Raw genomic sequence first — 25,992 nt, forward strand, 5'->3', positions numbered from 1 at the left:
GAACCGGGCTTGGGATGATCTGTCGGAGATGTCTTTTCTGGCAGACTGCGTGACCATGAGCGACTCGGCCGTGACAGATCCGGAAGGCCGCGAGGACGCGGCCGTTCCGCGGGCCGTCACGGGCGAGGACGGGCAGGGTCCGCGGTACCGTCCGCGCGGCCCGCGCCGGCCCCGGCTGTGGTTCGAGATCCTGCTGATCGCGGTGAGTTACTGGACGTACTCACTGGTCCGCAACGCGGTCCCGGAGCAGCGGGCGCAGGCGCTGCGCAACGCCGACTGGGTCTGGCGGGCCGAGCACCAGGCGGGCATCGCCGTCGAGCAGTATGTCAACCATGCCGTCAACACGGTCACTTGGCTGATCGTCGGGATGAACTACTACTACGCCACGCTGCACTTCGTGATCACCATCGGGGTCCTGGTGTGGCTCTACCGCTGGCATCCCGGGCGCTACTCGGCGACCCGGACGGCGCTGTTCGCGACCACGGGTGCGGCCCTGGCCGGCTACTACCTGTTCCCGCTGGCCCCGCCCCGGCTGATGAACGGCGGGCGCTTCGTCGACACCGTGATGGTGCACCACACCTGGGGTTCGATGGCCTCGGGCGACCTGAAGCACATGTCGAACCAGTACGCGGCGATGCCCTCGATGCACATCGGCTGGTCGCTGTGGTGCGGTCTGACGGTCTTCGCGCTGGCGTCGGTGCCGTGGGTGCGGGTGCTGGGACTGGTGTATCCGGCGGCGACCCTGCTGGTGATCGTCGCCACCGCCAACCACTTCTGGCTGGACGCGGTGGGCGGGGCCGTGTGCCTGGCCCTCGGCTTCGCGGTGGCCCGGCTCTGGTACGGCAGCCTGCCGTACGGGCTGCCGAGGCTGGTGCCGTCGCGGGCCGCCGCGCGGGCTCAGGCGCCGTCCGCGTAGAACTGCTGCTCCACGACCGTGCGCGCCCTGCGGGTGGTGCGGCGGTACGCGTCCAGCATGTCCCCTGCGTGCCCGGAGCCGTAGCCGAGGTAGCGGCCGACGGCGGCCAGTTCGCGCGGCTCGGTGGGGAAGGTGTCGCCGGCCCGGCCGCGGACCAGCATGACCGCGTTGCGCACCCGGGTGGCCAGCACCCATGCCTCGTCCAGTACGGCGGTGTCCTCGGCGGAGAGCAGCCCGGTCTCCCGGGCGGCGGCCAGGGCGGCTCGGGTGCGGGTGGTGCGCAGACGGGGCTCGTGGGCGCCGTGGCGGAGCTGGAGCAGTTGCACGGTCCACTCGACGTCGGACAGGCCGCCGGGGCCGAGCTTGGTGTGCAGCTTGGGGTCGGCGCCGCGCGGGAGCCGCTCCGACTCCATGCGGGCCTTGAGCCGGCGGATCTCCCGGACCGCGTCCTCGCCGAGCCCCGCGTGCGGGTAGCGCAGCGGGTCGATCAGCTCGGTGAAGCGGCGCCCGAGATCGGCGTCCCCGGCGACCGGCTCGGCCCGCAGCAGCGCCTGCGACTCCCAGACCAGCGACCAGCGGCGGTAGTAGGCCTCGTACGACTTCAGGGTGCGTACCAGCGGTCCGGACTTGCCCTCGGGGCGCAGGCCGGCGTCGATGAGCAGCGGCGGGTCGGCGCTCGGGAGCTGCAGCAGCCGGCGCATCTCGGCGACGACCTTGTTGGCGGCCGCCGCGGCCTCCTGCTCGGCGACGCCGTCCTGCGGTTCGTGCACGAAGAGCACGTCGGCGTCGGAGCCGTAGCCCAGTTCGTTCCCGCCGAAGCGGCCCATGGCGATGATCGCGAACCGGGTCGGCAGGGTGTCGCCCCAGCCCTCGCGGACCACCGCGCGCAGGGTGCCGGCGAGGGTGGCGGCGGTCAGGTCGGAGACGGCGGCGCCGACCCGGTCCACCAGGGCGCCCTGGTCGGCCTCGGCGGGGCTGGTCTCGGTGCCGTAGGAGCCGACGATGTCCGCGGCGGCGGTGCGGAACAGCTCGCGGCGGCGGACGCCGCGGGCCGCGGTGACGCCCTGGGCGGCGTTCTCCGCGCGGCGCACGGCGGCGAGCACCTCCTGCTCGAGCTGGCCGCGCTCGCGGGGCTCCAGGCCCGCGCCGCGGTCGCCGTCGCCGAGCAGCGCCACCGCCTCGGGGGCGCGCATCAGCAGGTCGGGGGCGAGGCGGCCGGCGGACAGGACGCGGGCCAGGTTCTCGGCGGCCGCGCCCTCGTCGCGCAGGAGCCGCAAGTACCAGGGGGTCTTGCCGAGCGCGTCGGAGACCTTGCGGAAGTTGAGCAGGCCGGCGTCCGGGTCGGCGGAGTCGGCGAACCAGCCGAGCAGGACGGGCAGCAGGGTGCGCTGGATGGCGGCCTTGCGAGTCACTCCGGACGCGAGGGCCTCCAGGTGGCGCAGGGCGGCGGCCGGGTCGGCGTAGCCGAGGGCGACCAGGCGCTCGCGGGCCGCCTCGGCGCTGAGCCGGACCTCGCCGGGCGCGAGCTGGGCGACCGCGTCGAGCAGCGGGCGGTAGAAGAGCTTCTCGTGCAGCCGCCGTACGACGCCGGCGTGCCGCTTCCACTCGCGCTGCAGTCCGGCCACCGGGTCGGTGCGCAGGCCCAGCGAGCGGCCGAGGCGGCGCAGGTCGGCCTCCGCCTCGGGGACGAGGTGGGTGCGGCGCAGCCGGTAGAGCTGGATGCGGTGCTCCATGGAGCGCAGGAAGCGGTAGGCCTCGTCGAGGCGGGCGGCGTCCTCGCGGCCCACGTAGCCGCCGGCCGCGAGGGCCCGCAGGGCGTCCAGGGTGGTGCCGCTGCGCAGGGCGGAGTCGGTGCGGCCGTGCACGAGCTGCAGGAGCTGTACGGCGAACTCGACGTCCCGCAGCCCGCCCGGGCCGAGCTTGAGCTGGCGGTCGAGCTCGGCGGCGGGGATGTTCTCGATGACCCGGCGGCGCATCCGCTGCACGTCGGCGACGAAGTTCTCCCGCTCGGCGGCCTGCCAGACCAGGGGGCGGAGGGCGTCGGCGTAGGCCTTGCCCAGCTCGGCGTCACCGGCGACCGGGCGGCCCTTGAGCAGGGCCTGGAACTCCCAGGTCTTGGCCCAGCGCTGGTAGTAGGCGAGGTGGCTGCTGAGGGTGCGCACCAGGGGGCCGTTGCGGCCCTCGGGGCGGAGGTTGGCGTCGACGGGCCAGATGGAGCCCTCGACGGTGGTCTCCGAGCAGATCCGCATCATGTGCGAGGCGAGCTTGGTGGCGGATCTGAGCGCCTTGTCCTCGTCCGCGCCGTCGGCCGCCTCGGCCACGAAGATCACGTCCACGTCGGAGACGTAGTTCAGCTCGTGGCCGCCGCACTTGCCCATCGCGATCACCGCGAGGCGGCAGGCGGCGGCGTCCTCCGGGGCGGCCTTCCGGGCCTGGGAGAGGGCGGCGCGCAGCGTGGCGGTGGCGAGGTCGGCCAGCTCGGCGGCGGTGTCGGCGACGTCGATGGTGCCGCAGACGTCCCGGGCGGCGATGGAGAGCAGACAGCGGCGGTAGGCCACCCGGAGGGAGACGGGGTCGGTGGCCTCCGCGAGGCCCCGCTCGAACTCCTCCACCCCGCGGTGCAGGTCCCGGGGCTCGTAGGTGACCAGCGCCTGCCAGTCACCGGCGTGCCGGGCGAGGTGGTCGGCGAGGGCGGCGGAGGCGCCGAGGACACCGAGCAGGCGGTCGCGCAGCGGCTTGGCCGCGGTCAGGGTGTCCAGCAGCTCGCGGCGGGCGGTCGGGGAGGGCTGCGCCTCCAGGAGCCGGACCAGTCCGTGCAGGGCGAGGTCGGGGTCGGCGGTGGCGCCGAGGGCCTCCAGCAGCACCGGGTCGTCGCGCACCGGGGCCAGCTCGGCACCGTCCAGGAGGCGTTCGGCGTCGGACGGGTCGGTGAAGCCGTGCCGCAGCAGCCGCGTGAAGGTACTGCTCCTGCGCCCCGGCGTCATGCCCGGCCTCCCCTGCGATCAGTCCACCTCGTCCTGCGCCGAGCCTAACCGCAGTGGGGCCGGGGCCGCCTGATCCCGATGGCGGGGACGCCCGCGGCGACCGGGCGGGCGTGCCTTCGGTGGCGGGGGCCTGCGACGCGGGGGACTCGCAGGTACCGGACGGGGGCGCCCTCCACCCGGGTCCTGGTGGCGGCCCGTGTGCGTGGGGCCGACACCGTGCCCGCGGCGACGCCGTGCCCGTGGCGACGCCGTGCCCAGGCCGACGCCGTGCCCGGGGCGACGCCGTATCCGGGCCGACACCGTGCCCGCGGCGACGCCGTGCCCGTGGCGACGCCGTGCCGAAACCGTGCCTGTGGCGACGCCGTATCCGGGCCGACCCCGTGCCCGTGGCGGCGCCGGCGCGCGGGTCGTTACGGGGTGGTGGAGGGTGGGGGGGCGTCACCGGCTCCCATCACCGGCTCGCTCACGCCGGCTGTCGGGCGGGCCCGGCCGCCGGCGGGCTCCGGCCCGGAGCGGCGGGGCCGGGGCCCGCCCGTCCGAGCGTGTGGATCGCCGTGCCCGGCGCGGCCGCGGCGGGGCGGGGCGGGGCGGGCGGGGGCCGTCCGGCTGAGCCGATCGCTCAGATCGGCTCGCGGCAGGAGTGGCCCGCCTGGCGTGGCACCGTGACGTCCAGCAGGCCCCGCATGGTCTCCGCCGCCCGCGCCGCCGCGTCCGCGCAGCAGTTGTTGAACAGCAGGTGCACCTCGTCGGTGCGGGCCGCGAGTTCGCGGACGCGGGGCAGCCAGCCGGCCAGCTCCCGTTCCGTGTAGCCGTGCCGGAAGCGGTCCTCCTTGCCGCCGGTGCCCCAGTGCGGGCTGCGGCCGTGGAAACGGACGACCGACAGGCGGCCGGTGGTCACCGGCGCGACCGGGGGCATGGAGGTGGGCAGGCCCTGCGCCGTGTCGACGGCGACGGCGGTGGCGTCCAGGCCGGCGAGCAGAGCGGTCGTGGCGCGCTCCTGGCCGGCCCGCCACCAGGCCGGATCCCGGAACTCGACGGCGAAGGGCCAGTCGCGGGCCCGTTCGCGGCAGCCGCGGACGAACGCCTCGGCCCGCGGGCCCGGGGCCAGGGAGGGCGGGAACTGGAAGAGCAGGGTGCCGAGGCGGCCGGACTCGCGCAGCGGCTCCAGCGCCTCGGCGTAGCGGGCCCACACCTCGTCCAGCAGGCCGTCGTCCCGGGCGCGGTCCCGCAGGTCGGCGGGGAGTGCCGCCGGGCGGGTGGGGTGGCCGGTGAGGAGCGAGTGCGCCTTGACGTCGAAGCGGAATCCGGCCGGGGTGCGCTCCGCCCACAGCCGGGTGGTGCCGGGGCTCGGAAGCGCGTAGTAGGGCGAGTCGGCCTCCACCACGGGGAAGCGGCCGGCGTAGTACCGCAGGCGGCCCTCGGTGTCCCGGTGGCCGCGCGGGTACCAGCCGCTCGTCATCAGTGCCCGGTCGGTCCAGCCGCAAGTACCCACGAGAATCCGCGCCATGGGCCCGTGGGTACCCGGCCCGGACGGGACCGGCACCCAGCAGTTCACCCGCTCTTCATCCGCGGGGTTCGGGCCTGTGGGCCACGGGCATATTGGCGTGTGCATGCTCTGTCCGCACCGCCAGCCCCGTACCCCCTCCCGGAGGTTGATGTGTCCGGCAGTCCCGTGTACCGCCGCGCCCGTACGCTCGTGGCCTCGGCGACCGCGCTCGCCGCGGCCGCGATCGGTCTGTGGACCGGGCTCGGCGGTGAGTCCGCGCATGCCGCGGGCGCCGTGCCGAGCCCGGACCACGTGGTCGTCGTGGTCTTCGAGAACCACGCCTACAGCCAGGTCATCGGGTCCTCCAGCGCCCCGTACATCAACTCGCTCAAGTCCGGCGGCGCCAACCTGAGCCAGGCGTACGCCGAGACCCACCCGAGCCAGCCCAACTACTTCGCCCTGTTCTCCGGTTCGACGCAGGGCGTCACGGACGACAGCTGCTACACCCCGGGCTTCTCGTCCGCGCCGAACCTGGCCTCGGAGATGATCGCCGCCGGCCGCAGCTGGGCCAGCTACAACGAGACGCTGCCCGGCCAGGGTTCGACCACGTGCAGCAGCGGCAAGTACGCCCGCAAGCACAACCCGTGGTTCGGCTTCGGCAACGTGCCGACGTCCAGCGCGAAGACCTTCGCGCAGTTCCCGGCGGACTACTCGACGCTGCCCCAGCTCTCCTTCGTGGTCCCCAACCTGTGCAGCGACATGCACGACTGCTCGGTGTCGAGCGGTGACACCTGGCTGCAGAACAACCTGGGCGCGTACGCGACTTGGGCCAAGACCCACAACAGCCTGCTCGTCGTCACCTTCGACGAGGACAACCGGCTCAGCGGCAACCGCATCCCGACGGTCCTGTACGGACAGCCGGTCACGCCCGGCTCGTCGTCCGCCACCACCTACAACCACTACGACCTGCTGCGCACCCTGGAGGACACCCAGGGCCTGAGCACGCACGCGGGCAACGCGGCCGCCGCCAAGGACATCACCGGCGTCTGGGCGTCCTGACGTGTACGTAGCGGACAGCCGCGCCGGTACGCCGGCGTCCGCGGAAGGCGCCGTCCGGCCCGTGGCCGGGCGGCGCCGTGCCGCGGTCGCCCCCACGGTGCTCGCCCTCGGCACGGTCAGCCTGGTCACCGACGTGTCGTCGGAGATGGTCACGGCGGTGCTGCCGCTGTACCTGGTGGCCGGGCTCGGCCTGTCCCCGCTGGGCTTCGGCCTGCTCGACGGCGTCCACAACGGCTTCTCCGCCCTCGTACGGCTGGTGGGCGGGCACCTGGCCGACCGGGGCGGCGGCCGGCACAAGTGGGTGGCGGGGCTGGGCTACGGCGTCTCGGCGCTGTGCAAGCCCCTGCTGCTGGTGGCGCACTCGCTCACGCCGATCGGAATCGTCCTGGCCGCCGACCGCACCGGCAAGGGCCTGCGCACGGCTCCCCGGGACGCGCTGATCTCGCTGTCCAGCACGCCGGAGACACGCGGCCGGGCGTTCGGGGTGCACCGCGCGATGGACACCGCGGGCGCCCTGCTCGGCCCGCTCGCGGCCTTCCTGATCCTGCGGGCCACGGTGGACGGCTACGACGCGGTCTTCACGGTCAGTTTCTGCGTGGCGGTGACCGGGGTGGTGGTGCTCGTGCTGTTCGTGCCGGGCGGCGGCCCCGCGGGACCGGCCCCGGCCCCCGCCGAACGCCCCACGGTGCGCGCGGCGCTGGGCCTGCTGCGCCGCCGCGACCTGCGCCGCGTCACGGTCTGCGCGCTGCTGCTGGGCCTGGCCACGGTCAGCGACTCCTTCGTCTACCTGCTGCTGCAGCGCCGTCTCGGCGTGCCCGACCGCTGGTTCGCGCTGCTGCCGCTCGGCACGGCCGCCGCGTTCCTGCTGCTGGCGATGGCGCTGGGCCGGCTGGCGGACCGGGTGGGCCGCTGGGCGGTCTTCCTGGCCGGCCACGCGGCCCTGCTCCTCTGCTACGCCCTGCTGCTCACCTCCTGGCACGGCACCGCCCTGCCGTACCTCGTCCTGGCCCTGCACGGCGCCTTCTACGCGGCCACCGACGGGGTGCTGATGGCGGCGGCCTCGGACGGCGTGCCCGAGGCGCTGCGCTCCTCGGGCCTTGCGGTGGTGCAGACCGGGCAGGCGCTGGCCCGCTTCGCCTGCTCGCTGCTGTTCGGCGCGGCCTGGACGGTGTGGGGCGACCGCGCGGCACTGGCCGGGGCGACGGTCGCGCTGGCCGGGTGCGCGGCGTTCTCCCTCACCCTGCGTCCCGGGAGCACACCCCGCGTCCCGGGCACACCGGAAGGCACCTCGACCGCATGACCGCACGCACCCGCATCCTGATCCTGCTCACGGCCGTCGCGGTGCTGGCGGCGGTCGCCCTGGCGTCCGTGCTGCACGCGTCGGCGCGGGCGGACCGCCGCGACCGCACGCGGGCCGGCGGCCCGGCCGTGGCCCCCGGCCCGGTGACGCTGACGGGGCACGGCCGGATGGTGTTCCGGAACATGGCGTGGGGTCCGCACCGCGACGAGCTGACCACGGTCCCGGCCGCCGCCCCGTCCGGGCCGCGCACCGCCTCGGGCGTCAAGTGCCTGCGGTTCCACGCCGCCGCCGGCACCGGGGTCTGCCTGCAGGCCGTGCACGGCCCGGTCTCGGACACCTACCGCGCGCTGATCCTGGACGCGCGCCTGAAGGAACGCGCCCGCTACGACGTCCCCGGCATCCCGTCCCGGGCCCGGGTCTCCCCCACCGGGCACTTCGCCGCCTGGACGGCGTTCGTGGGCGGCGACTCGTACGCGGGCACCGACTTCTCCACCCGGGCGGCGATCGTCGACACCCGTACCGGCAGGCTGATCCCGACCCTGGAGTCCTTCCGGATCGTCAAGGACGGGCGCCGCCACCGGGCGGCCGACGTGAACTTCTGGGGCGTGACGTTCGCCGCCGACGACCGCACGTTCTACGCGACGCTGGCGACCGGGGGCAGCACCTACCTGGTGCGCGGCGATCTGCGCACCCGCACGGTGACCACCCTGCACGGCAACGTCGAGTGCCCGTCCCTCTCCCCCGACGGCACCCGCGTCGCCTACAAGAAGCGGGTGAAGGGCCTGCCCGAGGACGCCCCCTGGCGCCTGTACGTCCTGGACCTGCGCACGATGCGCGAGACGCCGCTGGCGGAGACCCGGAGCGTGGACGACCAGGCGCTGTGGCGGGACGACCACACGGTGGTGTACGCGCTGCCGGGTGACTACGGGGCCGACCTCTACACGGTCCCGGCGGACGGGACCGGCACCGCACGGCGCCTGCTGACGGCGGGCCTGTCCCCCGCTTTTCCGGGTCGAACGACTTCTTAACGGAGTATTCGACTCTTCATCACAAATGACGTCGCGCATGCCCCATCCGGTCCAGACTCACTCGAATGCCGCGCATCCGGAGGAGTTCGGTGGCGTTAGCGGAATATGACGAACGCAAGGCGCTTGAGGGTGCTCGAAGCGGCCCAGGGGGACCTCGGCCGGCGCCGGAACGACCAGGGACGCTCCGGCTGCCACGCGGCCGGCTGACGGGGGCGAATCTTTTCCGTGAACAACGAATACGCGGATTTCTATTCGACGGCACCCCTGGAGGAGAGCTGGGACCCGGTCGAGGAACTCACCTATCTGCTGCAGGACGCCGCGAGCTCGCAGGCGGCATATCCGGGGGCCGCCGTGCCGCCACCGCGCAGCGGGCAGCCGTACGGCACCGAGCCGTGGTACGGCGTCGCCGAGCCGGTGTACGGCACCGGGGCCGTGTACGGGGGTGAGCCGTCGTACGGCACGGGGACCGTGTACGGGAGCGAGCCGGTGTACGGCACGGGGCCCGCGTACGGGGCCGAGCCGGTGTACGGCACGGGGCCCGCGTACGGGGCCGAGCCGGTGTACGGCACGGGGCCCGCGTACGGGGCCGAGCCGGTGTACGGCGCCGGGCCCGCGTACGGGGCCGAGCCGGTGTACGGCGCCGGGCCCGCGTACGGCACCGAGCCGTCCTACGGCACCGACCCGGCGTACGACAGCGACCCGTCGTCGTACGGCACCGACCCGGCGTACGACAGCGACCCGTCGTACGGCGCCGAGCCGGGCACCGGCGACCCGATGGAGAATCTGGCGCGGATCACCAGCGAACTGCCGCCCCTCCGGCGCCATCCCGTCGGGCACCGGAAGGTGCGGACGCGGAAACTGCGCTTCACGTGGCTGCAGACGGTCAGCTTCCTGATCGCGGCCCTCGCCGCCGCCGTCGCGGCGATGGTGAGCGTGTTCGGCGGCCTGGCCGCCTACGCCCCGCTGCAGCACATCGCGGCCAGGACCCGGAGCGGTCCGCTGCACTGGTGGCCGCTGCTCGTCTACGGCCCCTGGATGGTGGCCTCGCTCTCCATCCTGCGGACCGCGCTGCACCGGCGGCGCGCCCTGCACTCCTGGTGCGTGGTGCTGCTGTTCTCCTCCGTCGCGATGACGCTCTGCGTGGCCGAGGCCGAGAGGTCCTTCACCGGGGTGGCCGCGGCCGTCCTGCCGGCCCTCGCCGCCCTGACCTGCTTCCAGCAACTGGTCCGTCAGGTCACCCTGACCCGGCCACCGCGCCAGCGCATCTCCCGCCACCGGCAGCGCCCCGCGCAGGCGGCCCGGGGCAGATGACCCGCATGACGGGCCACCGACTCCCGGTGGCCCGTCCGGGCGGCGGACCGCCCCGGACGGCGGCCTCACCCACGGTGCTGGATTGCGATCACGCGGTCACCGTGAATCCATTCGTTGCATGATCAGACACGCGATGCGCACGCTCTGCGCCGCCGCCCTCGTGGCCGCTCCCCTCGTCCTGACCGCGACGCCCGCACAGGCCCTGACGTCGTGCACGGTCAACGGCCTTCCCGTGTCCGGCACGACCGTCAACGGCACCGCCGGCTCCGACTACATCAGCTGCGGCCCCCTCGCCCCGGGCGACAGCGTCAACGGCTTGGGCGGGAGCGACTACATCGCCATCAACGGTGCCGTCGCCGGCACCGTCGACGGTGGCGCCGGCGGCGACTCCGTCACGGCCAACTCCGGTACCACGGCGAGCGGCAGGATCCTCGGCGGCGACGGCGGCGACTCGCTCTTCGTGGGCCCGAACGCCGGCACGGTCGACGGCGGGCCCGGGGCGGACTTCTGCCGGGTCGCCTCCGGCAACCGGCCCGTCAACTGCTGACCCGCGCACGGGAGTTCCCTAGTCCTCCGGTTCCCAGGCCCGGAGCAGGCCGATGAGTCCGGCGTCCCCGTCGATCCGCACGGACTCCGCCGGGACCCGGTCGTAGAAGAAGAGGACCAGCTCACCGGCCGTGCCCCGGACGGAGGCACCGGCCATCTCCGGGCCCTCGCCGGTGGCGGTGGCGGGCAGGCGGGTGAACCGTGCGCCGTCGCCGTCCACCGTGAGGCGCCAGGAGCGGCCCTCGGTGGCGTGGAAGTCGAAGGCGGTGGGCTTGTGCGGCCATGCACTGGTGGTCGCGCAGCAGGTGGACAGGAACTCCTCGACACCGTCGAGCGCCGCCTCGTCCGGCAGCGGCCGCGGGGCGCCCAGGGTGAGCTGGACGTCGTAGGTGTGCACCGAGGTCTCCTGGACCCGGTGCCGGGCGACGCCACCGGAGTCGCGCGGCGACTGCGACGCACCCCACCACGTCCAGCAGCCGCGGTCCGGGCCCGCCTCGCGCAGCGCGCCCAGCAGCAGCTCCGTCGACTCGGCCAGCCAGGCCGACAGGGCTTCGCGCTCGCGCGGCGCGGCCACGGTGACGCCGGAGGCGACGGCGGCGCGCTCGGCGACGGCCTCGGCCGGGGGGACGTCGGCCGGGCCCGCGCCGACGACGGCGGCCCAGAAGCGGTCTCCCCCGCCCAGGTGCTGCACCAGGTCGAACAGCGTCCACTCGGGGCAGGACGGCACCCGCGCTTCGAGGTCGGGCGCGGAGGCGACGGCGGCACGGAAGGCGGCCGACCGTTCGTCGATCAGCCGCAGCAGGCCGGAGAACTCCAGGTTGTTTTCCACCGCGGCTGTCTATCACCGGGCCCCGGAGCCGGGACAGCGGTTTTCCCGCCCGCCGGAAGCGGCCGCCCTCGCCGGGCGAGATTCCGGACTCTCAAGTTTCCCTCAGGGAATGGATCTTGAACTTGATGCGTACATGCGGTTACACCTAGTGTCCATGCATCCGACCGCTAGGGGGGCGGTCCACACAAAGGTGTCACATGGGCATGACTTCACGGCGCGCACTGACCAGCGCTGCCGCAGCACTGCTTTTGTGTCTCACTGCGGCAGGCACCGCCGCCGCAGAAGAGCAGCCGGTCGACGACACGGCCGCATCCGCCGACCAGACGACGGAAGTCAACGACAGGCAGGGCTGGGAGGACGAGACAGACCAACCACTTCCCGACGGACTTTCGGGGATCTGCAGCGGACCGTCGACCTGGTACGAATTGTCATCAAAGAAGGCATATCACGTGCCTTCGTGGTGGAACGGCACCAAGTACAAGGACGGCCCGGGCGGCACCATGTCGGTGTCCGTGACCAGGAGCGGCACCATCTCACTGGAAGTCACGGGGAGCGGTGAGTGGTCGGCCGGCGCGATTTTGGCGAAGGCCAAAACAACGATTTCCGTCAAGGTGGCCGGCAGCGTCAGCATCACCACAGGCCACACCTACAGCCACGACATCGCCAGGAACCGGTACGGTCACCTGCAGTACGGTTCCTGGGGCTACAAAGTGCACTGGAAGAAACTCCAGACCGTCGGCAGCGGTTGCGGAGCCCCGCGCGAGCTCGGCCACGGTACGGCGGTCCTGCCGACGTCGGAAACCGGCTGGAAGTATTGGGAAACCACGTCATGACCTATTCGAGCCGGCGGACGGCCCAGCTCGCCGGATGCTCCGTATTGATGTCGGCGTTCCTGCTCAGCGCGTGCACGACGTCTGGCAGCGGCGAGGACAGGGCGGATTCTTCACAGCCGTCCGCACCGAGTTCGGCTCGGACGGCATCCAAGCCGTCGGAGCAAGAACTCAGTAAGCAGGCCCAGGCGGCTCTCGCCGCCGTTCGCAGCGGAACGCCTGTCGAGGCCGGCGCCGAACGCGTGACCGACGGCATTCACAGCGAACCCACACTGAGCAAGGGGAAGACCTATCGAATCAGCCTCGCATGCGCCGGAAACGGGACTGCGCAGCTGACGTTCGTGCCCGCGAAAGCCGGTACGAAGACCACGGTGCCATGCGATAAGTCGGTAATTCAGCAGCGGATCACCGCGGACGAGCCGGTCCGCATCAACGCCGACGGCACCAGGGGATCGACCGGCGTGATCGCCTGGCAGATCAACGCCCTTTAGCCGGATGGCCGGCCCGCGCCGGGACGCTCAGACCTCGGTCGTGATGAGACTTGACGGTGCGGGCGCCGGCGGCGCGCCGGCTTCGACGCGGTGTGGCCGATCGCCAGTAGCGGTCGGCCACACAGGATTGTCCCTACCTGAGCGCCTCTGACCTGCTACTACAGCACCGGCAGGTTCTTCCGCAGCTCGAACGCGGTCACCTCGGAGCGGTACTCCTCCCACTCCGACTTCTTGTTGCGCAGGAAGAAGTCGAAGACGTGCTCGCCGAGGGTCTCGGCGACCAGATCGCTGCTCTCCATGAGGGTCAGGGCCTCGCCGAGGTTCTGCGGGAGGGGCTCGATGCCCATCGCGCGGCGCTCGGCGTTGGACAGGGCCCAGACGTCGTCCTCGGCGCCGGGGGGAAGCTCGTAGCCCTCCTCGATGCCCTTCAGGCCCGCCGCCAGGAGGACGGCGTAGGCCAGGTACGGGTTGGTGCCGGAGTCCAGGGAGCGGACCTCCACGCGCGCGGAGCCGGTCTTGCCGGGCTTGTACATGGGCACGCGGACCAGGGCCGAGCGGTTGTTGTGACCCCAGCAGATGTAGGAGGGGGCCTCGCCGCCGGCGCCCGCCGTGCGCTCGGAGCCGCCCCAGATGCGCTTGTAGGAGTTCACCCACTGGTTGGTGACCGCGGAGATCTCCGCCGCGTGCCTGAGCAGGCCCGCGATGAAGGAGCGGCCGACCTTGGAGAGCTGGTACTCGGCGCCCGACTCGTAGAACGCGTTGCGGTCGCCCTCGAAGAGGGACAGGTGGGTGTGCATGCCGGAGCCGGGGAACTCCGAGAACGGCTTCGGCATGAAGGTCGCCTGCACGCCCTGCTCCAGCGCGACCTGCTTCATGACCAGGCGGAACGTCATGATGTTGTCCGCCGTGGACAGGGCGTCGGCGTAGCGCAGGTCGATCTCCTGCTGGCCGGGGGCGCCCTCGTGGTGGGAGAACTCCACCGAGATGCCCATCGACTCCAGCATGGTGATCGCCTGGCGGCGGAAGTCCATGCCGACGTTCTGCGGGGTGTGGTCGAAGTAGCCCGAGTTGTCGGCCGGGGTCGGCCGGGAGCCGTCGACGGGCTTGTCCTTGAGCAGGTAGAACTCGATCTCGGGGTGGGTGTAGAAGGTGAAGCCCAGGTCGGAGGTCTTGGCCAGAGCGCGCTTGAGGACGTAGCGCGGGTCGGCGAAGGACGGGGAGCCGTCGGGCATCAGGATGTCGCAGAACATGCGGGCGGTGCCGGGGGCCTCGGCCCGCCAGGGCAGGATCTGGAAGGTGGAGGGGTCCGGCTTGGCGATCATGTCGGACTCGTAGACGCGGGCGAAGCCCTCGATGGCGGAGCCGTCGAAGCCGATGCCCTCGTCGAAGGCCTGCTCCAGCTCGGCCGGAGCGACGGCCACGGACTTGAGGAAGCCCAGCACGTCCGTGAACCACAGGCGTACGAACCGGATGTCGCGCTCCTCCAACGTCCGGAGCACGAACTCCTGCTGCTTGTCCATCTTCCGCTTCCCCATCCTTGCTGGTCAGGCCGCCCGGGTTCCCGCATCGCGGGGGCAGGCGGTCGGGCACCTGAGCATCACACCACAACACCGTTTCACGTGCGTTGCGGACCTTGATCGCCCGGGCGTCCTCGGCCTGAACGCCTCACTTACGGCAGGTGTACCGCTCTGCCGCCCATCTTGCCTGCCCAGGGCGGCATCCGTAATGGCCGGTCCGCTTCGGGCGTGACCGATACCACCCCTCTTTAATTTGCATCTCAGATGCAAGTTTCTCTACCGTTTTGATCAGTCGAGCGATCGAGCGAGTCGAAGCGATCGAGCCCATCGAGGAGTCCTGATGCTGTCCGAGCAGTCAGCAGCCACCGTCCGCGCCACCCTGCCCGCCGTCGGCGCGGCCATCGGCGAGATCACCGAGCGCTTCTACGCCCGGCTGTTCGAGGCCCACCCCGAACTGCTGCGGGATCTGTTCAACCGCGGCAACCAGGCCGCCGGCATCCAGAAGCAGGCCCTGGCGGGCTCCATCGCCGCCTTCGCCACGTACCTGGTGAACAACCCCGAGCAGCGGCCCGACGCGATGCTCGAGCGCATCGCCCACAAGCACGCCTCGCTGGGCATCGTCCCCGAGCAGTACCCGATCGTCCACGAGCACCTGTTCGCCGCGATCGCCGAGATCCTGGGCGACGCGGTCACCCCCGAGGTCGCCGCCGCCTGGACCGACGTCTACTGGCTGATGGCCAACGCCCTCATCGCCATCGAGAAGCGGCTGTACGCGCAGAGCGAGCAGCGGGGCTGGCGCGAGTGGAAGGTCGTCGAGCGGATCGACGAGACCGCCGACGTCGCCGGTTTCAAGCTCCGCCCGGTGGACGACGGCCCGGTGCCCGGCTACCGCGCCGGCCAGTACGTCTCGGTCGGCGTCACCCTCGCGGACGGCGCCCGGCAGATCCGCCAGTACAGCCTGACCGCGGCCCCCGGCTCGCCGGAGCGGCAGTTCGCCGTCAAGCGGGTGGCAGGCGACGGCACCGCGCCCGACGGCGAGGTCTCCAACCACCTGCACGCCCACGTGCGCGAGGGTGACGTCCTGCAGCTCTCCGCCCCCTACGGCGACCTGGTCCTGGAGGACACCGAGGCGCCGCTGCTGCTCGCCTCCGCCGGTATCGGCGTCACGCCGATGATCGCCATGCTGGAGCAGCTCGCCCTCACCGGTCACCGGGCGCCGGTGACCGTGGTGCACGCCGACCGCTCCCCCGCCGCGCACGCCCTGCGCTCCGACCACGAGGCGTACACGGCCAAGCTGCCCGACGCCGAGCCGGTCTTCTTCTACGAGCAGGATGCCGAGGGTGCCGGGCGGACCGGCCTGGTCGACCTGACGGACGTGGACGTCCCGGCCGGCACGCACGCCTACCTCTGCGGTCCGCTACCCTTCATGCGCGCGGTGCGCGCCCAGCTCATCGAGAAGGGCGTGGCCCCCGCCGACATCCACTACGAGGTGTTCGGCCCGGACCTCTGGCTCGCCAAGGCCGCCTGACCCGGACGGGCGCGAAGGGCGCCCCGCGGGACCTCACCGGTCCCGCGGGGCTCCCTTCCGTGTCACCGGGCACGTCACCCCCCCCCTGCCTGGATCGGGGGGCTCCCCTACCGGGGCTGCGGCGCCCGGCCGATCTCCAGCAGCAGCGGAGCCGTCGGGTTCACGACGATGTCCTGCACCGTCACCGGGTCCAGCGCCGCGTAGAAGGCCTCCTGGGCTCCGCGCAGCGCGCCCCGCAGCCGGCAGCCCGTGTTCAGCGGGCAGGGTGCGACGCCCTGGCCGGCGCCCTCGCAGTCGACGACGTCGCCGTCGCCCTCGAAGGCGCGCACCACGGCGCCCACCGACGCCGTGCGCCCCTTCTCGGTCAGACTCAGGCCTCCGCCCCGGCCGCGCCGGGCGTCGAGCAGCCCCATGTGCTGGAGTTCGGCGACGACCTTGGCCGCGTGGGTGTAGGGCACGTCCATGTCCCCCGCGACCTGACGGGTCGTGGGGCTGGTCTCGTCGGCGACGGTGAGTCGCATGAGGACCCGCAGGGCCAGGTCGGTGGAGCGCAGCAGCCGCATACCACGAGAGTAGGTAATGCGCATCGCGGGTTCAAATTATTCGGTTCCGGTGCCCTCGCTGGGGCACGGCCCGCCGAGCGCACTACGATCGGCGAGCCCCATCGTCCACGCCACTTCCCCCAGAAGGACACGCCTCATGGGTTCCGCCAAGAACAGCAGCGCCGCCGCGCGCAAGGCACGCATCGAGGAGATGCGGCGCGCCGAGCGCGCCCGCGCGCGCCGCAACCGGGTGCTCACCGTCGCCGCCAGCGTGGTGGTCGTCGCCGGCCTCGCCGTGGGCGGTGTGGTGCTGGTGAACTCGCAGTCCGGCAAGAAGGACTCGGCAGCGAGCGGCGACGCCAAGAACTCCGGCGACTCGGGGCACTTCACCACCGGCAAGGACGGGGTGCGGACCTGGTCCGGGAAGCTGTCGCGGACGCACGTCACCAGCAAGGTGTCGTACCCGATGCAGCCGCCGGTCGGCGGCAACCACAACCCGGTGTGGCTCAACTGCAACGGCGACGTCTACACCGAGCCGGTGCAGAACGAGAACGCCGTGCACGCGCTGGAGCACGGCGCGGTCTGGGTGACGTACACCGGCAAGGCCGCCAAGGCGGACGTCGACGCGCTCTCGGCGAAGGTGAAGAAGACGCCGTACTCGCTGATGAGCCCGTTCGAGAACCAGGCCGCCCCGATCATCCTGTCCGCGTGGGGCCACCAGGTGACCGTGAAGAGCGCGAGCGACCCGGAGGTGGACAAGTTCTTCGCCACGTACGTGCAGGGCAAGCAGACGCCCGAGCCGGGCGCCTCGTGCACCGGTGGGGCGATGAAGTGAGGCGGCGGCACGTCGGCTGGGCGGCGGGCGCGGCCGCGGCGGTGCTCGTCGCGGCCGGCGCGATCACGTACGCGGTGGCCGAGGACTCCGGCGGGACGGACACCGCGACGCCGGCGGCCGGGTCCGCCGACGCCGGGTTCGCGCGGGACATGGCCGTCCACCACCAGCAGGCCGTCGAGATGTCGTACATCGTGCGGGACCGCACGAAGAACGAGGAGGTGCGCCGCCTCGCCTACGACATCGCGCAGACCCAGGCCAACCAGCGCGGCATGCTGCTGGGCTGGCTGGACCTTTGGGAGCTGCCGAAGGTGTCCGCCGACCCGCCGATGACCTGGATGGGCATGGGCGACATGCCCGCCGGCAAGGACGGGGCGCTGATGCCGGGGATGGCGACCGACGCCGAGATGAAGAAGCTCGGCACGCTGAACGGCAAGCAGGCGGAGGTCTTCTACCTCCAGCTCATGACGGACCACCACAAGGGCGGCGTCCACATGGCCCAGGGCTGTGCCGCCAAGTGCACGGTGGGGGTGGAGAAGCGGCTCGCGCAGGGCATGGTCGAGGCGCAGCAGTCGGAGATCGAGCTGATGGCCGGGATGCTCAAGGAGCGTGGCGCACAGCCCCGTTCATAGCATCACCATCCGGACTCTCATCGTAAAAAACTCAAATCGCCTTGAATGAAGGTTGTTTGAGCTTCTCTTGACCTTTGCGTTCCCCTGGCATGAACGGTTCATCGCAAGAGTGGCCATCGTCGTGTGATCCATTCGCCGGTCCGAACCGCCGCGGGCCGGTGCGTTCCTCCACGACGTACCAGCCACTACGTGCATGCGAACCGCATCGCAGGGGGTTCTATGAGATCCAACCGCGCCAAGGTGCGCGCCGGCGTGAGCATGGCAGCGACGCTGCCGATGATCGCCGGTGCGCTGGCGCTGGGCATACCCACGGCGCACGCCGCGGACGGCCCGGCCCGTGACGCGCTGAAGGGCACCCGGCCCGCGTGGGCCACCGCCAAGGCGGACAAGGGTGCCACCTCGAACGACGCCCAGGTCAAGGCCCGGGTCTATCTGGCGGGACGGGACGCGGCCGGTCTGTCGGCCTACGCCAAGGCCGTGTCCGACCCGAACTCGCCGCTGTACGGCAAGTTCCTGAGCGCCAAGAAGGCGCAGGCCCGCTTCGGTGCCACCAAGGCCCAGGTGACGGCCGTCAAGTCCTGGCTGAAGTCGGCCGGTCTGACGGTCACCGAGGTCACCTCGCACTACGTCACCGTCTCCGGTGACGTGGCCGCCGCCGAGAAGGCGTTCGGCACCCAGTTCCACAACTTCGCCAAGGGCTCGAAGACCTACCGCGCCCCGGCGACGACCGCGTCCGCGCCGGCCGGTCTGAAGGGTGCCGTCCTGACCGTCACCGGTCTGGACAACGCCCCGCACAAGGCGCACCACAAGGACCAGCTTCCGCCGCCGGACGCCGTGTTCAAGAACTCCGGGCCGTTCTCCTCGTACTACGGCTCGAAGACCGCGAGCACGCTGCCGGACGCGTACGGCCAGAAGGTCCCGTACGCGATCAAGGGCTACACCGGCAAGCAGCTGCGCTCCGCCTACGGCGCCGGCAGCTACACCGGCAAGCACGTGCGCATCGCCATCACCGACGCGTACGCCTCGCCGACCATCGCCTTCGACGCGGGCAAGTACGCGGTGAAGAACGGTGACGCGGCCTGGAAGACCGGCCAGCTCCACCAGGTGCTGCCGAAGAACTACACCAAGACCGAGGAGTGCGGCGCGGCCGGCTGGTACGGCGAGGAGACCCTCGACGTCGAGGCCGTGCACGCGGTCGCGCCGGCCGCCGACGTCACGTACGTGGGCGCCGCGTCCTGCTACGACGACGACCTGCTGGACTCGCTCAGCAAGATCGTCGACGGTCACCTGGCCGACATCGTCTCCAACTCGTGGGGCGACATCGAGGCCAACCAGACGCCGGACCTCCTGGCCGCCTACGACCAGGTCTTCCAGCTCGGCGCGGTGCAGGGCATCGGCTTCTACTTCTCCTCCGGTGACAACGGCGACGAGGTCGCCAACACCGGTGTGAAGCAGGTCGACACCCCGGCCAACTCCTCGTGGGTGACCGCGGTCGGCGGTACCTCGCTGGCCGTCGGCAAGGGCGACAAGTACCAGTGGGAGACCGGCTGGGGCACCGAGAAGGCGTCCCTGTCGGCCGACGGCAAGAGCTGGACGGGCTTCCCGGGCGCCTACACCTCGGGCGCGGGCGGCGGCACCAGCAAGACGGTGCCGCAGCCGTACTACCAGAAGAACGTCGTCCCGAAGGCGCTCGCCACGGCCAACAACGCCGCCGGCAACCGCGTCGTCCCGGACATCGCGGCCATCGCGGACCCGAACACGGGCTTCCTGGTCGGCCAGACCCAGACCTTCCCCGACGGCACCGAGCAGTACAGCGAGTACCGCATCGGCGGCACCTCGCTGGCCGCCCCGGTGATCGCGGCGGTCCAGGCCCTGGCCCAGGAGGCGCGCGGCGGCAAGGCGCTCGGCTTCGCCAACCCGGCGATCTACGCGAAGTACGGCAAGAAGGGCGTCTTCCACGACGTCACGGACAACCCGACGGGCTCCGGCCTGGCGGTCGCCCGGATCGACTTCTTGAACGGCTTCGACGCCGCCGACGGCCTCGCGACCTCGGTCCGCAGCCTCGGCAAGGACAGCTCGCTGTCCGCGGTGAAGGGCTACGACGACGTCACCGGCGTGGGTTCGCCCGCGAACGGCTACGTCCAGTCGTACCGGCGTCACTGATCCGCTGACCCGGTAGAGGGGGCGTGGGGTGCTCGCACCCCACGCCCCCTCGTCGTTCCCGGGCGCGGCACACACCCCCGCACCCCCTATCGTGTCGCTCTGACGATTACACTGGGCGCGTGCCTCCGTTGAACTTCAGGTCGATCTATCAGCACGGCTTCGCACGGGTCGCCGCGTGTACGGGTCACACCGTCATCGCGGACCCGCCCGCCAACGCCGAAGCGGTCCTGCGTCACGCACGCCGGTGCGCCGAGGAGGGCGTCGCGGTCGCCGTCTTCCCGGAGATGGTGCTGTGCGGCTACTCCATCGAGGACCTGCTGCTCCAGGACGCGCTGCTCGACCAGGTCGAGGAGGCGCTCCAGCAGGTGGTGGCGGGGTCGGCGGATCTGCTGCCGGTGCTGGTCGTCGGTGCCCCGCTGCGCCACCGCAACCGGGTCTACAACTGCGCGGTGATCGTGCACCGCGGCCGGGTCCTCGGCGTCGTGCCCAAGTCGTACCCGCCGAACTACCGGGAGTTCTACGAGCGCCGGCAGATCGGCGACGGCGCCGACGAGCGCGGCGGATCGATCCGGCTCGGCGGCGAGAGCCTGCCGTTCGGCGTGGACCTGCTGTTCACGGCCGGGGACGTGCCCGGCCTGGTGCTGCACGCCGAGATCTGCGAGGACATGTGGGTGCCGGTGCCGCCCAGCGCGGAGGCGGCCCTCGCCGGCGCGACCGTCCTGGTCAACCTCTCGGGCAGCCCGATCACGGTCGGCCGGGCCGAGGACCGCAAGCTGCTGTGCCGCTCGGCCTCCTCCCGCTGCCTCGCCGCGTACGTCTACGCGGCGGCCGGTCTCGGTGAGTCGACCACCGACCTGTCCTGGGACGGCCAGGCGATGGTCTACGAGAACGGTGTGCTGCTGGCCGAGACCGAGCGGTTCCCGCTCGGCGACAGCTACGCGGTGGCCGACGTGGACCTCGACCTGCTGCGGCAGGAGCGGCAGCGGATGGGCACGTTCGACGACAACCGCCGTACGCACAAGGCGCGCACCGACGACTTCCGTACGGTCGCCTTCGAACTCGACCCGCCCTCCACCGACCTGGGTCTGCGGCGCCGCCTGGAGCGTTTCCCGTTCGTGCCGTCCGACGCCGACCGCCTCGCCCAGGACTGCTACGAGGCGTACAACATCCAGGTCGAGGGCCTTCAGCAGCGGCTGCAGGCGATCGGCGGCCCGAAGGTGGTCATCGGGGTGTCCGGCGGCCTGGACTCCACGCACGCGCTGATCGTCGCCGCCCGCGCGATGGACCGAGCGGGCCGCCCGCGCAGCGACATCCTGGCCTGGACCCTGCCCGGCTTCGCCACCAGCGACCACACCAAGGACAACGCCCACAAGCTGATGGAGTCGCTCGGGGTCACCGCCGCCGAGCTGGACATCACGCCGACCGCGCGGCTGATGCTGAAGGAGATGGGCCACCCGTTCGCCTCCGGCGAGCCGGTGTACGACGTCACCTTCGAGAACGTGCAGGCGGGTCTGCGCACCGACTACCTGTTCCGGCTGGCCAACCAGCGCGGCGGCATCGTGCTCGGCACCGGTGACCTCTCGGAGCTGGCGCTCGGCTGGTCCACGTACGGCGTCGGCGACCAGATGAGCCACTACAACGTCAACGGCGGCGTGCCGAAGACACTGATCCAGCATCTGATCCGATGGGTCATCAGCAGCGGCCAGTTCGGCGAGGAGACCGGCCGGACGCTCGCCGCGATCCTCGACACCGAGATCAGCCCGGAGCTGGTCCCGGGCGAGGAGATGCAGTCGACGGAGTCGAAGATCGGCCCGTACGCGCTGCACGACTTCACCCTCTTCCACGTGCTGCGCTACGGCTTCCGGCCGTCGAAGATCGCCTTCCTGGCCTGGCACGCCTGGCACGACCCGGACGCCGGCGACTGGCCGCCGGGCTTCCCGGAGGCCAAGCGGGTGGCGTACGACCTGCCCGAGATCCGGCGCTGGCTGGAGGTCTTCTGCCGTCGCTTCTTCGGGTTCGCGCAGTTCAAGCGCTCGGCGATGCCGAACGGCCCGAAGGTCTCGGCCGGCGGCTCCCTCTCCCCGCGCGGCGACTGGCGCGCCCCGTCCGACGGCAACGCGCGTGCCTGGCTGCGGGACCTGGCCCGGTTCGACATCCCGGAGGCGTGAGGACGACGGCCCCCTGGGCTTCGGGGGCGGCGCCCGACGGACGGACCGGACGCCGCCGCTCACGTTCAGGCCGGTGAGGTGACCGCCCGGCCGAGATGCCGGGCGAGGAACCGGGCCGCGCCGTCGGCCTCGAACCTGGGGAAGTCGAAGTGCTTGCCCGCGTTGGCGTGCAATGTCTTCTCCTTCGAGGCGAAGGCGTCGAACAGCGCGAGACCGGCCTCACGCGGGATGCGCTCGTCGTCCCACTGCATGCCGAACTCGACCGGAACGGTGATCCGCTTCGCCGTCTCGACCAGGGCATCGGGCCACATCAGGCCGAGTACCGCGGCCGTGATCCTGGGTTCGGCCGCCACCAGCGGCACCCCGATCGCGGTGCCCATGGCGATGCCGAAGTAGCCCACCGGCCCGTCGGCGCCGATCTCCGGAAGTCCCTGAAGGGCGTCCAGGGCCGCCCGCCACTCGGGCACGGCGAGCTCCGCCAGACGGGCGTTGTAACGGACGACGACCGGCCCCTCCGGCTCGCCCGCCGCCTGCGCCCTGCGCAGCTCGGCGATCTCCCGCTCGTCGTACGCGGTGCGCGGACGGTCGCCGTGACCGGGCGCGTCGATGGCGGCGACATGGAAACCGCAGCCGGTCACGAGAAGGCGGGCGCGGCCCGTCACCGCCGGGTGCCTCTTGTGGGCGCCGCCACCGTGGCCCAGCAGGACGAGCGGCGCGCGATCGGCGCCGGAGGCCGGCGACCAGAGGACGCCGGGGACGTCGCCCACGGTGAAGTCGCGCTCGACCACGCCGTTCGACGACGACTCGGCGGTGAACCGAAGAGAATGCACGGGTGTTGCCTTTCGGGAGTGCCTTGTTGTCGAGGCGCTCCCGGCGACACCTACGTCAGTCGCCGGCCGTGACGGGAAGGGGGAGCACCCACGTCGATACAGCGTTCATGGGTCTCACCTCCTCGGGCGGCGTCACGGTCAACCGCAAGCTACAAGCCCGGCATCGTCCCGTCCAATCCTTTTCACCGCTTGAGCGAGGCGACGAAACCGGCCCAGGCCGCGGCACCGAGGACGACGGCGGGGCCGTGCGGAACCTTGGAGTCGCGGACGGGGACGAGGCCGGGGATGTTGCGGGCGACTTCCAGGCAGTTGCCGCCGCTCTCGTTGCTGTAGCTCGACTTGCGCCAGAGGGCAGCGCCGGGGAAGTCGCTCGCCACTTCGACGCACTCCCCGCCATCGCCATTGCTGTAGCTGCTCTTGAGCCAGAGCGCTTCACTCAAGTCGATCCGGTCGCTTGCCATTTCGGTAATCCTCTGCGGCTGCCTTGATCATGGCGAGGGACGCGCCCGGTGACAGCGCGACGGCCCTGAGCCGATCGTATGCCTTGCGGTACTGCTTCACGAGAGCCGGATCCTCGATGGTGTCTCCGCTGTAGGACGCCTCGGTGTAGATCAGCGGCGGGGCATCCGGGAAGGTCATGATCATGATGGAGGCGGCCATGAGGGGATACGCGCCACTCCTCCGCGAAACGACTTGCGGAACGATCCGGCGCCGGTCCGTCAGTTCCACGATGCGGTCGAGCTGTTCAGCCATGCCCTCAAGCGGCACGATGGCGTCCGTGAGCAGTGACTCGTGGAGGATGGCCCAGTACTCCGGGACCGCGTGATCGCCCTCGAAGAGACGGGCACGATCGAGCCGCGCCCGCACCTTCTCCTCGACCCACTCGTCCGACGCGGACGGGTGAGCGGAGTGGACCAGCGCACGTGCGTAGGGTGCTGTCTGCAACAGCCCGGGCAGGATGCTCGGAGACCACAACTCGATCGACTCGGCGTGCTTCTCCGCCTCCAAAGCCCTCTCGAAGTAAGCGGCGTGCGGCCCCCGCCGCGCCCTCCGCACATCCTCACAGTGCCGCTCGAAGTAGCCGTCGGTGCCCAGGACCCGGTCCACATGGCGGGCCAGATCCATCGGCATGCGCCGCTTGCCGTGCTCGATGTCGCTGAGGTGCGACTTGCCGTAGAAGCTGCCCTCGACCAACCGCTCCAGCGAGAGCCCCGCGGCCTCCCGCTGCCACCTCAACTCCTTGCCGTAGAAGTCGGGGACGCTGACCGAACCGTCGATGTCCTTGCGCCGGACCACGTGCTCACCGCCGTAACTCACCTTGCCGTTTCCGCTGCTCGCGTCGCGGACGCGAACCCTCTTCCACGGTAGCGAGCCGGGCGACACTCTGTGAGGTGTTCGTAACTCACCGCACAGAAGGCCGAAGCCCCCCATGCCCGACCACTCCCCCACCGCCTACGACGTCACCCTCTGCGTGGAGAACCTGCGCACCGCCCTCGCCCTGCACGACATCACGCTGCCCTCACTCCGCGTGGACCTGCCGAGCCTCGCCGGTACGTACACGCCGCCCGCCGGCCTCGTCGCGCTCGGGAACTGCAACACGGCCACGGCCCAGGCGCTCGCCGCGGCCCTGCGCAGGACGGCGGCGGAGCGATGACCTTCGAACTCGACCTGCTCGCCACCCCGAAGGCCGTGCCGGAGCTGCGCCACCGGCTGCGCGCCCTCGACCACGAAGTGCGCCTGTGCGCGACGGAGTTACTGACGAACGTCATCGACCACCTCGGCGAGGGCACCCCGGTCACGGTCCGCGTGAGCAGTGCCCCGCACGGCCACACCCGTGTCGAGGTCACCGACCCCGACGCACGCACCCTCCCCGTTCTGCTGTCGGCCACCGGGACCGCCGAGTCCGGCCGCGGCCTGGCCCTGATCGACGCCCTCGCCCGGCGCTGGGGCGTGGACCAGGGGCCGGACCACAAGACGGTCTGGTGCGAACTGCCCTGGGCGCCGGACTAGCCCGCCCGCTCCCACGGCCGCAGCTTCTCCGGGTTGCGGACCACCCAGATCCGGGTCACGCGCCCTTCGGAGACCTCGAACGAGGCCACCGTCGCGACGGTGCCGTCACGCTGGGCCACCAGACCCGGCATACCGTTGACCGAGCGCTCCAGGAGTTCCAGACCTGGAGCCATGTCCTTGATGGCGACCATGTACTGGGCGATGCGCGCGCCGCCCTCGACCGGGCGCAGGACGGTGCCGACCATGCCGCCGCCGTCGGCGGTCATCACGGCGGCCGGGTCGAGGAGTCCCACGAGGGCCGCGATGTCCTTGGCCTCCCATGCCTCTTTGACCTGCCTCACCATGTCGGCCTGGCCGGCCGTCGTCACCGGAGCGCGCGCGGCTCTCACCCGTCGCCTGGCGGAGGCCGCCAGTTGCTTGCAGGCCGCGGGAGTCCGGCCGAGCACCTCGGCGATCTCGGCGAACGGGTAACGGAAGACGTCGTGCAGGACGAACGCCACCCGCTCGGCCGGCGTCATCGACTCCAGGACGACGAGGAGGGCCATGGCCACCGACTCGTCCAGAACTATCTGGTCGGCGGGGTCGGCAGGCCCGGCGGGGTCGGCACCTCCCGCGGGCTGCCACTCGGCTCGGTCGGGCAGCGGTTCGGGCAGCCACGCGCCGACGTAGCGTTCACGGCGGGCCCGCGCCGAGCCGAGCAGGTCCAGGCAGATGCGGCTGGTGACCGTCGTGAGCCAGGCGCCGGGAGACAGGATCTCCTCCTGCCGGCTTCGCGGCAGCCCGTACCAGCGTGTGTAGGCGTCATGCACGGCGTCCTCGGCCTCGCTCACCGAGCCCAGCAACCGGTAAGCGACGTTCAGTAGTTGGCGTCGCTCGCCGATCGTCTCGGCCGCACCGGCCCCCGTAGCCCCCATGCTTCCCGCCGCCCCCCTCGCCTTACCTTTCGCAGGCCCGCGTCGTCGGACTGATGAGACCTTATCGACCTGCTGC

General features: G+C 71.9%; 23 protein-coding genes and 1 pseudogene. 15 read left to right on the plus strand and 9 right to left on the minus strand.

Features of this window, described 5'->3' with window-relative positions:
* Positions 1-55 precede the first annotated feature (55 nt).
* The gene (locus tag ABZ478_RS29225) at positions 56-916 is read left to right on the plus strand and encodes a phosphatase PAP2 family protein (RefSeq protein ID WP_359553834.1); all 861 of its coding nucleotides are present in this window, start codon (positions 56-58) and stop codon (positions 914-916) included.
* On the opposite strand, the gene ABZ478_RS29230 is transcribed toward ABZ478_RS29225, so the two are convergent.
* Both ABZ478_RS29230 and ABZ478_RS29235 read right to left on the minus strand, forming a co-directional pair.
* Positions 898-3,900, minus strand: coding sequence for a bifunctional [glutamine synthetase] adenylyltransferase/[glutamine synthetase]-adenylyl-L-tyrosine phosphorylase (locus tag ABZ478_RS29230; protein ID WP_359553835.1), 3,003 nt, complete (start codon positions 3,898-3,900; stop codon positions 898-900). The two genes, ABZ478_RS29225 and ABZ478_RS29230, sit on opposite strands and share 19 nt — an antisense overlap.
* A 619-nt stretch (positions 3,901-4,519) precedes the next feature.
* Positions 4,520-5,407 carry a DUF72 domain-containing protein gene (locus tag ABZ478_RS29235; RefSeq protein ID WP_359553836.1) on the minus strand — a complete coding sequence of 296 codons (888 nt, stop codon included), beginning with the start codon at positions 5,405-5,407 and terminating at the stop codon, positions 4,520-4,522.
* Between the two features lie 150 nt (positions 5,408-5,557).
* On the opposite strand from ABZ478_RS29235, the gene ABZ478_RS29240 reads away from it, so the two are divergent.
* The 5 genes and pseudogenes from ABZ478_RS29240 to ABZ478_RS29260 all read left to right on the plus strand — a co-directional run bounded on the left by ABZ478_RS29240 (position 5,558) and on the right by ABZ478_RS29260 (position 10,631).
* Positions 5,558-6,445: an alkaline phosphatase family protein gene (locus ABZ478_RS29240; protein ID WP_359553837.1), complete on the plus strand. Its 888-nt coding sequence runs from the start codon at positions 5,558-5,560 to the stop codon at positions 6,443-6,445.
* Between the two features lies 1 nt (position 6,446).
* Positions 6,447-7,745, plus strand: coding sequence for an MFS transporter (locus ABZ478_RS29245; protein ID WP_359553838.1), 1,299 nt, complete (start codon positions 6,447-6,449; stop codon positions 7,743-7,745).
* Positions 7,742-8,773, plus strand: a complete 1,032-nt coding sequence (locus ABZ478_RS29250) for a TolB-like translocation protein (protein ID WP_359553839.1) — start codon at positions 7,742-7,744, stop codon at positions 8,771-8,773. Before ABZ478_RS29245 ends, ABZ478_RS29250 begins: the two co-directional genes overlap by 4 nt.
* A 762-nt stretch (positions 8,774-9,535) precedes the next feature.
* Positions 9,536-10,057, plus strand: a pseudogene (locus ABZ478_RS29255) (DUF2637 domain-containing protein); the annotation flags it as partial.
* A gap of 145 nt (positions 10,058-10,202) precedes the next feature.
* Positions 10,203-10,631: a hypothetical protein gene (locus ABZ478_RS29260; RefSeq protein ID WP_359553841.1), complete on the plus strand. Its 429-nt coding sequence runs from the start codon at positions 10,203-10,205 to the stop codon at positions 10,629-10,631.
* A gap of 18 nt (positions 10,632-10,649) precedes the next feature.
* On the opposite strand, the gene ABZ478_RS29265 is transcribed toward ABZ478_RS29260, so the two are convergent.
* Positions 10,650-11,459: a maleylpyruvate isomerase family mycothiol-dependent enzyme gene (locus ABZ478_RS29265; protein WP_359553843.1), complete on the minus strand. Its 810-nt coding sequence runs from the start codon at positions 11,457-11,459 to the stop codon at positions 10,650-10,652.
* A gap of 197 nt (positions 11,460-11,656) precedes the next feature.
* On the opposite strand from ABZ478_RS29265, the gene ABZ478_RS29270 reads away from it, so the two are divergent.
* Both ABZ478_RS29270 and ABZ478_RS29275 read left to right on the plus strand, forming a co-directional pair.
* Positions 11,657-12,292: a hypothetical protein gene (locus ABZ478_RS29270; protein ID WP_359553844.1), complete on the plus strand. Its 636-nt coding sequence runs from the start codon at positions 11,657-11,659 to the stop codon at positions 12,290-12,292.
* Positions 12,289-12,780, plus strand: coding sequence for a hypothetical protein (locus tag ABZ478_RS29275; RefSeq protein WP_359553846.1), 492 nt, complete (start codon positions 12,289-12,291; stop codon positions 12,778-12,780). Before ABZ478_RS29270 ends, ABZ478_RS29275 begins: the two co-directional genes overlap by 4 nt.
* Positions 12,781-12,938: 158 nt before the next feature.
* On the opposite strand, the gene glnA is transcribed toward ABZ478_RS29275, so the two are convergent.
* On the minus strand, positions 12,939-14,300 hold the full coding sequence (glnA, locus tag ABZ478_RS29280; RefSeq protein WP_199210301.1) for a type I glutamate--ammonia ligase: 1,362 nt from the start codon (positions 14,298-14,300) through the stop codon (positions 12,939-12,941).
* A 337-nt stretch (positions 14,301-14,637) separates the two neighbouring features.
* Between glnA and ABZ478_RS29285 the strand changes: the two genes are divergently transcribed.
* Positions 14,638-15,825: a globin domain-containing protein gene (locus ABZ478_RS29285; protein ID WP_359553847.1), complete on the plus strand. Its 1,188-nt coding sequence runs from the start codon at positions 14,638-14,640 to the stop codon at positions 15,823-15,825.
* 107 nt (positions 15,826-15,932) lie between these two features.
* On the opposite strand, the gene ABZ478_RS29290 is transcribed toward ABZ478_RS29285, so the two are convergent.
* Positions 15,933-16,388 (minus strand): Rrf2 family transcriptional regulator, encoded by a 456-nt coding sequence (locus ABZ478_RS29290; RefSeq protein WP_359553849.1) that lies wholly within the window; start codon positions 16,386-16,388, stop codon positions 15,933-15,935.
* Positions 16,389-16,524: 136 nt separating this feature from the next.
* On the opposite strand from ABZ478_RS29290, the gene ABZ478_RS29295 reads away from it, so the two are divergent.
* The 4 genes from ABZ478_RS29295 (at position 16,525) to ABZ478_RS29310 (ending at position 22,162) form a co-directional block, all read left to right on the plus strand.
* On the plus strand, positions 16,525-17,202 hold the full coding sequence (locus ABZ478_RS29295) for a DUF3105 domain-containing protein (RefSeq protein ID WP_359553851.1): 678 nt from the start codon (positions 16,525-16,527) through the stop codon (positions 17,200-17,202).
* On the plus strand, positions 17,199-17,831 hold the full coding sequence (locus ABZ478_RS29300; protein ID WP_359553853.1) for a DUF305 domain-containing protein: 633 nt from the start codon (positions 17,199-17,201) through the stop codon (positions 17,829-17,831). Before ABZ478_RS29295 ends, ABZ478_RS29300 begins: the two co-directional genes overlap by 4 nt.
* Before the next feature lie 219 nt (positions 17,832-18,050).
* Positions 18,051-19,994 (plus strand): S53 family peptidase, encoded by a 1,944-nt coding sequence (locus tag ABZ478_RS29305; RefSeq protein ID WP_359553854.1) that lies wholly within the window; start codon positions 18,051-18,053, stop codon positions 19,992-19,994.
* A 119-nt stretch (positions 19,995-20,113) separates the two neighbouring features.
* Positions 20,114-22,162, plus strand: a complete 2,049-nt coding sequence (locus ABZ478_RS29310) for an NAD(+) synthase (RefSeq protein ID WP_359553856.1) — start codon at positions 20,114-20,116, stop codon at positions 22,160-22,162.
* A gap of 65 nt (positions 22,163-22,227) precedes the next feature.
* On the opposite strand, the gene ABZ478_RS29315 is transcribed toward ABZ478_RS29310, so the two are convergent.
* The 3 genes from ABZ478_RS29315 to ABZ478_RS29325 form a co-directional block, all read right to left on the minus strand.
* Complete coding sequence (locus ABZ478_RS29315; RefSeq protein WP_359553858.1) at positions 22,228-22,992, minus strand: alpha/beta hydrolase; 765 nt, start codon at positions 22,990-22,992, stop codon at positions 22,228-22,230.
* Between the two features lie 182 nt (positions 22,993-23,174).
* On the minus strand, positions 23,175-23,453 hold the full coding sequence (locus ABZ478_RS29320; RefSeq protein ID WP_359553860.1) for a DUF397 domain-containing protein: 279 nt from the start codon (positions 23,451-23,453) through the stop codon (positions 23,175-23,177).
* Positions 23,425-24,288: a helix-turn-helix transcriptional regulator gene (locus ABZ478_RS29325; RefSeq protein WP_359553862.1), complete on the minus strand. Its 864-nt coding sequence runs from the start codon at positions 24,286-24,288 to the stop codon at positions 23,425-23,427. Before ABZ478_RS29325 ends, ABZ478_RS29320 begins: the two co-directional genes overlap by 29 nt.
* Before the next feature lie 133 nt (positions 24,289-24,421).
* On the opposite strand from ABZ478_RS29325, the gene ABZ478_RS29330 reads away from it, so the two are divergent.
* On the plus strand, positions 24,422-24,646 hold the full coding sequence (locus tag ABZ478_RS29330) for a hypothetical protein (protein ID WP_359553864.1): 225 nt from the start codon (positions 24,422-24,424) through the stop codon (positions 24,644-24,646).
* Positions 24,643-25,002, plus strand: coding sequence for an ATP-binding protein (locus ABZ478_RS29335; RefSeq protein ID WP_359553866.1), 360 nt, complete (start codon positions 24,643-24,645; stop codon positions 25,000-25,002). Before ABZ478_RS29330 ends, ABZ478_RS29335 begins: the two co-directional genes overlap by 4 nt.
* On the opposite strand, the gene sigJ is transcribed toward ABZ478_RS29335, so the two are convergent.
* Positions 24,999-25,916 carry an RNA polymerase sigma factor SigJ gene (gene sigJ / locus ABZ478_RS29340; protein WP_359553868.1) on the minus strand — a complete coding sequence of 306 codons (918 nt, stop codon included), beginning with the start codon at positions 25,914-25,916 and terminating at the stop codon, positions 24,999-25,001. The two genes, ABZ478_RS29335 and sigJ, sit on opposite strands and share 4 nt — an antisense overlap.
* Between the last annotated feature and the right edge of the window lie 76 nt (positions 25,917-25,992).

Origin of the sequence: Streptomyces sp. NPDC005706 (genome assembly GCF_040631045.1) — a bacterium.
Taxonomy (GTDB): domain Bacteria; phylum Actinomycetota; class Actinomycetes; order Streptomycetales; family Streptomycetaceae; genus Streptomyces.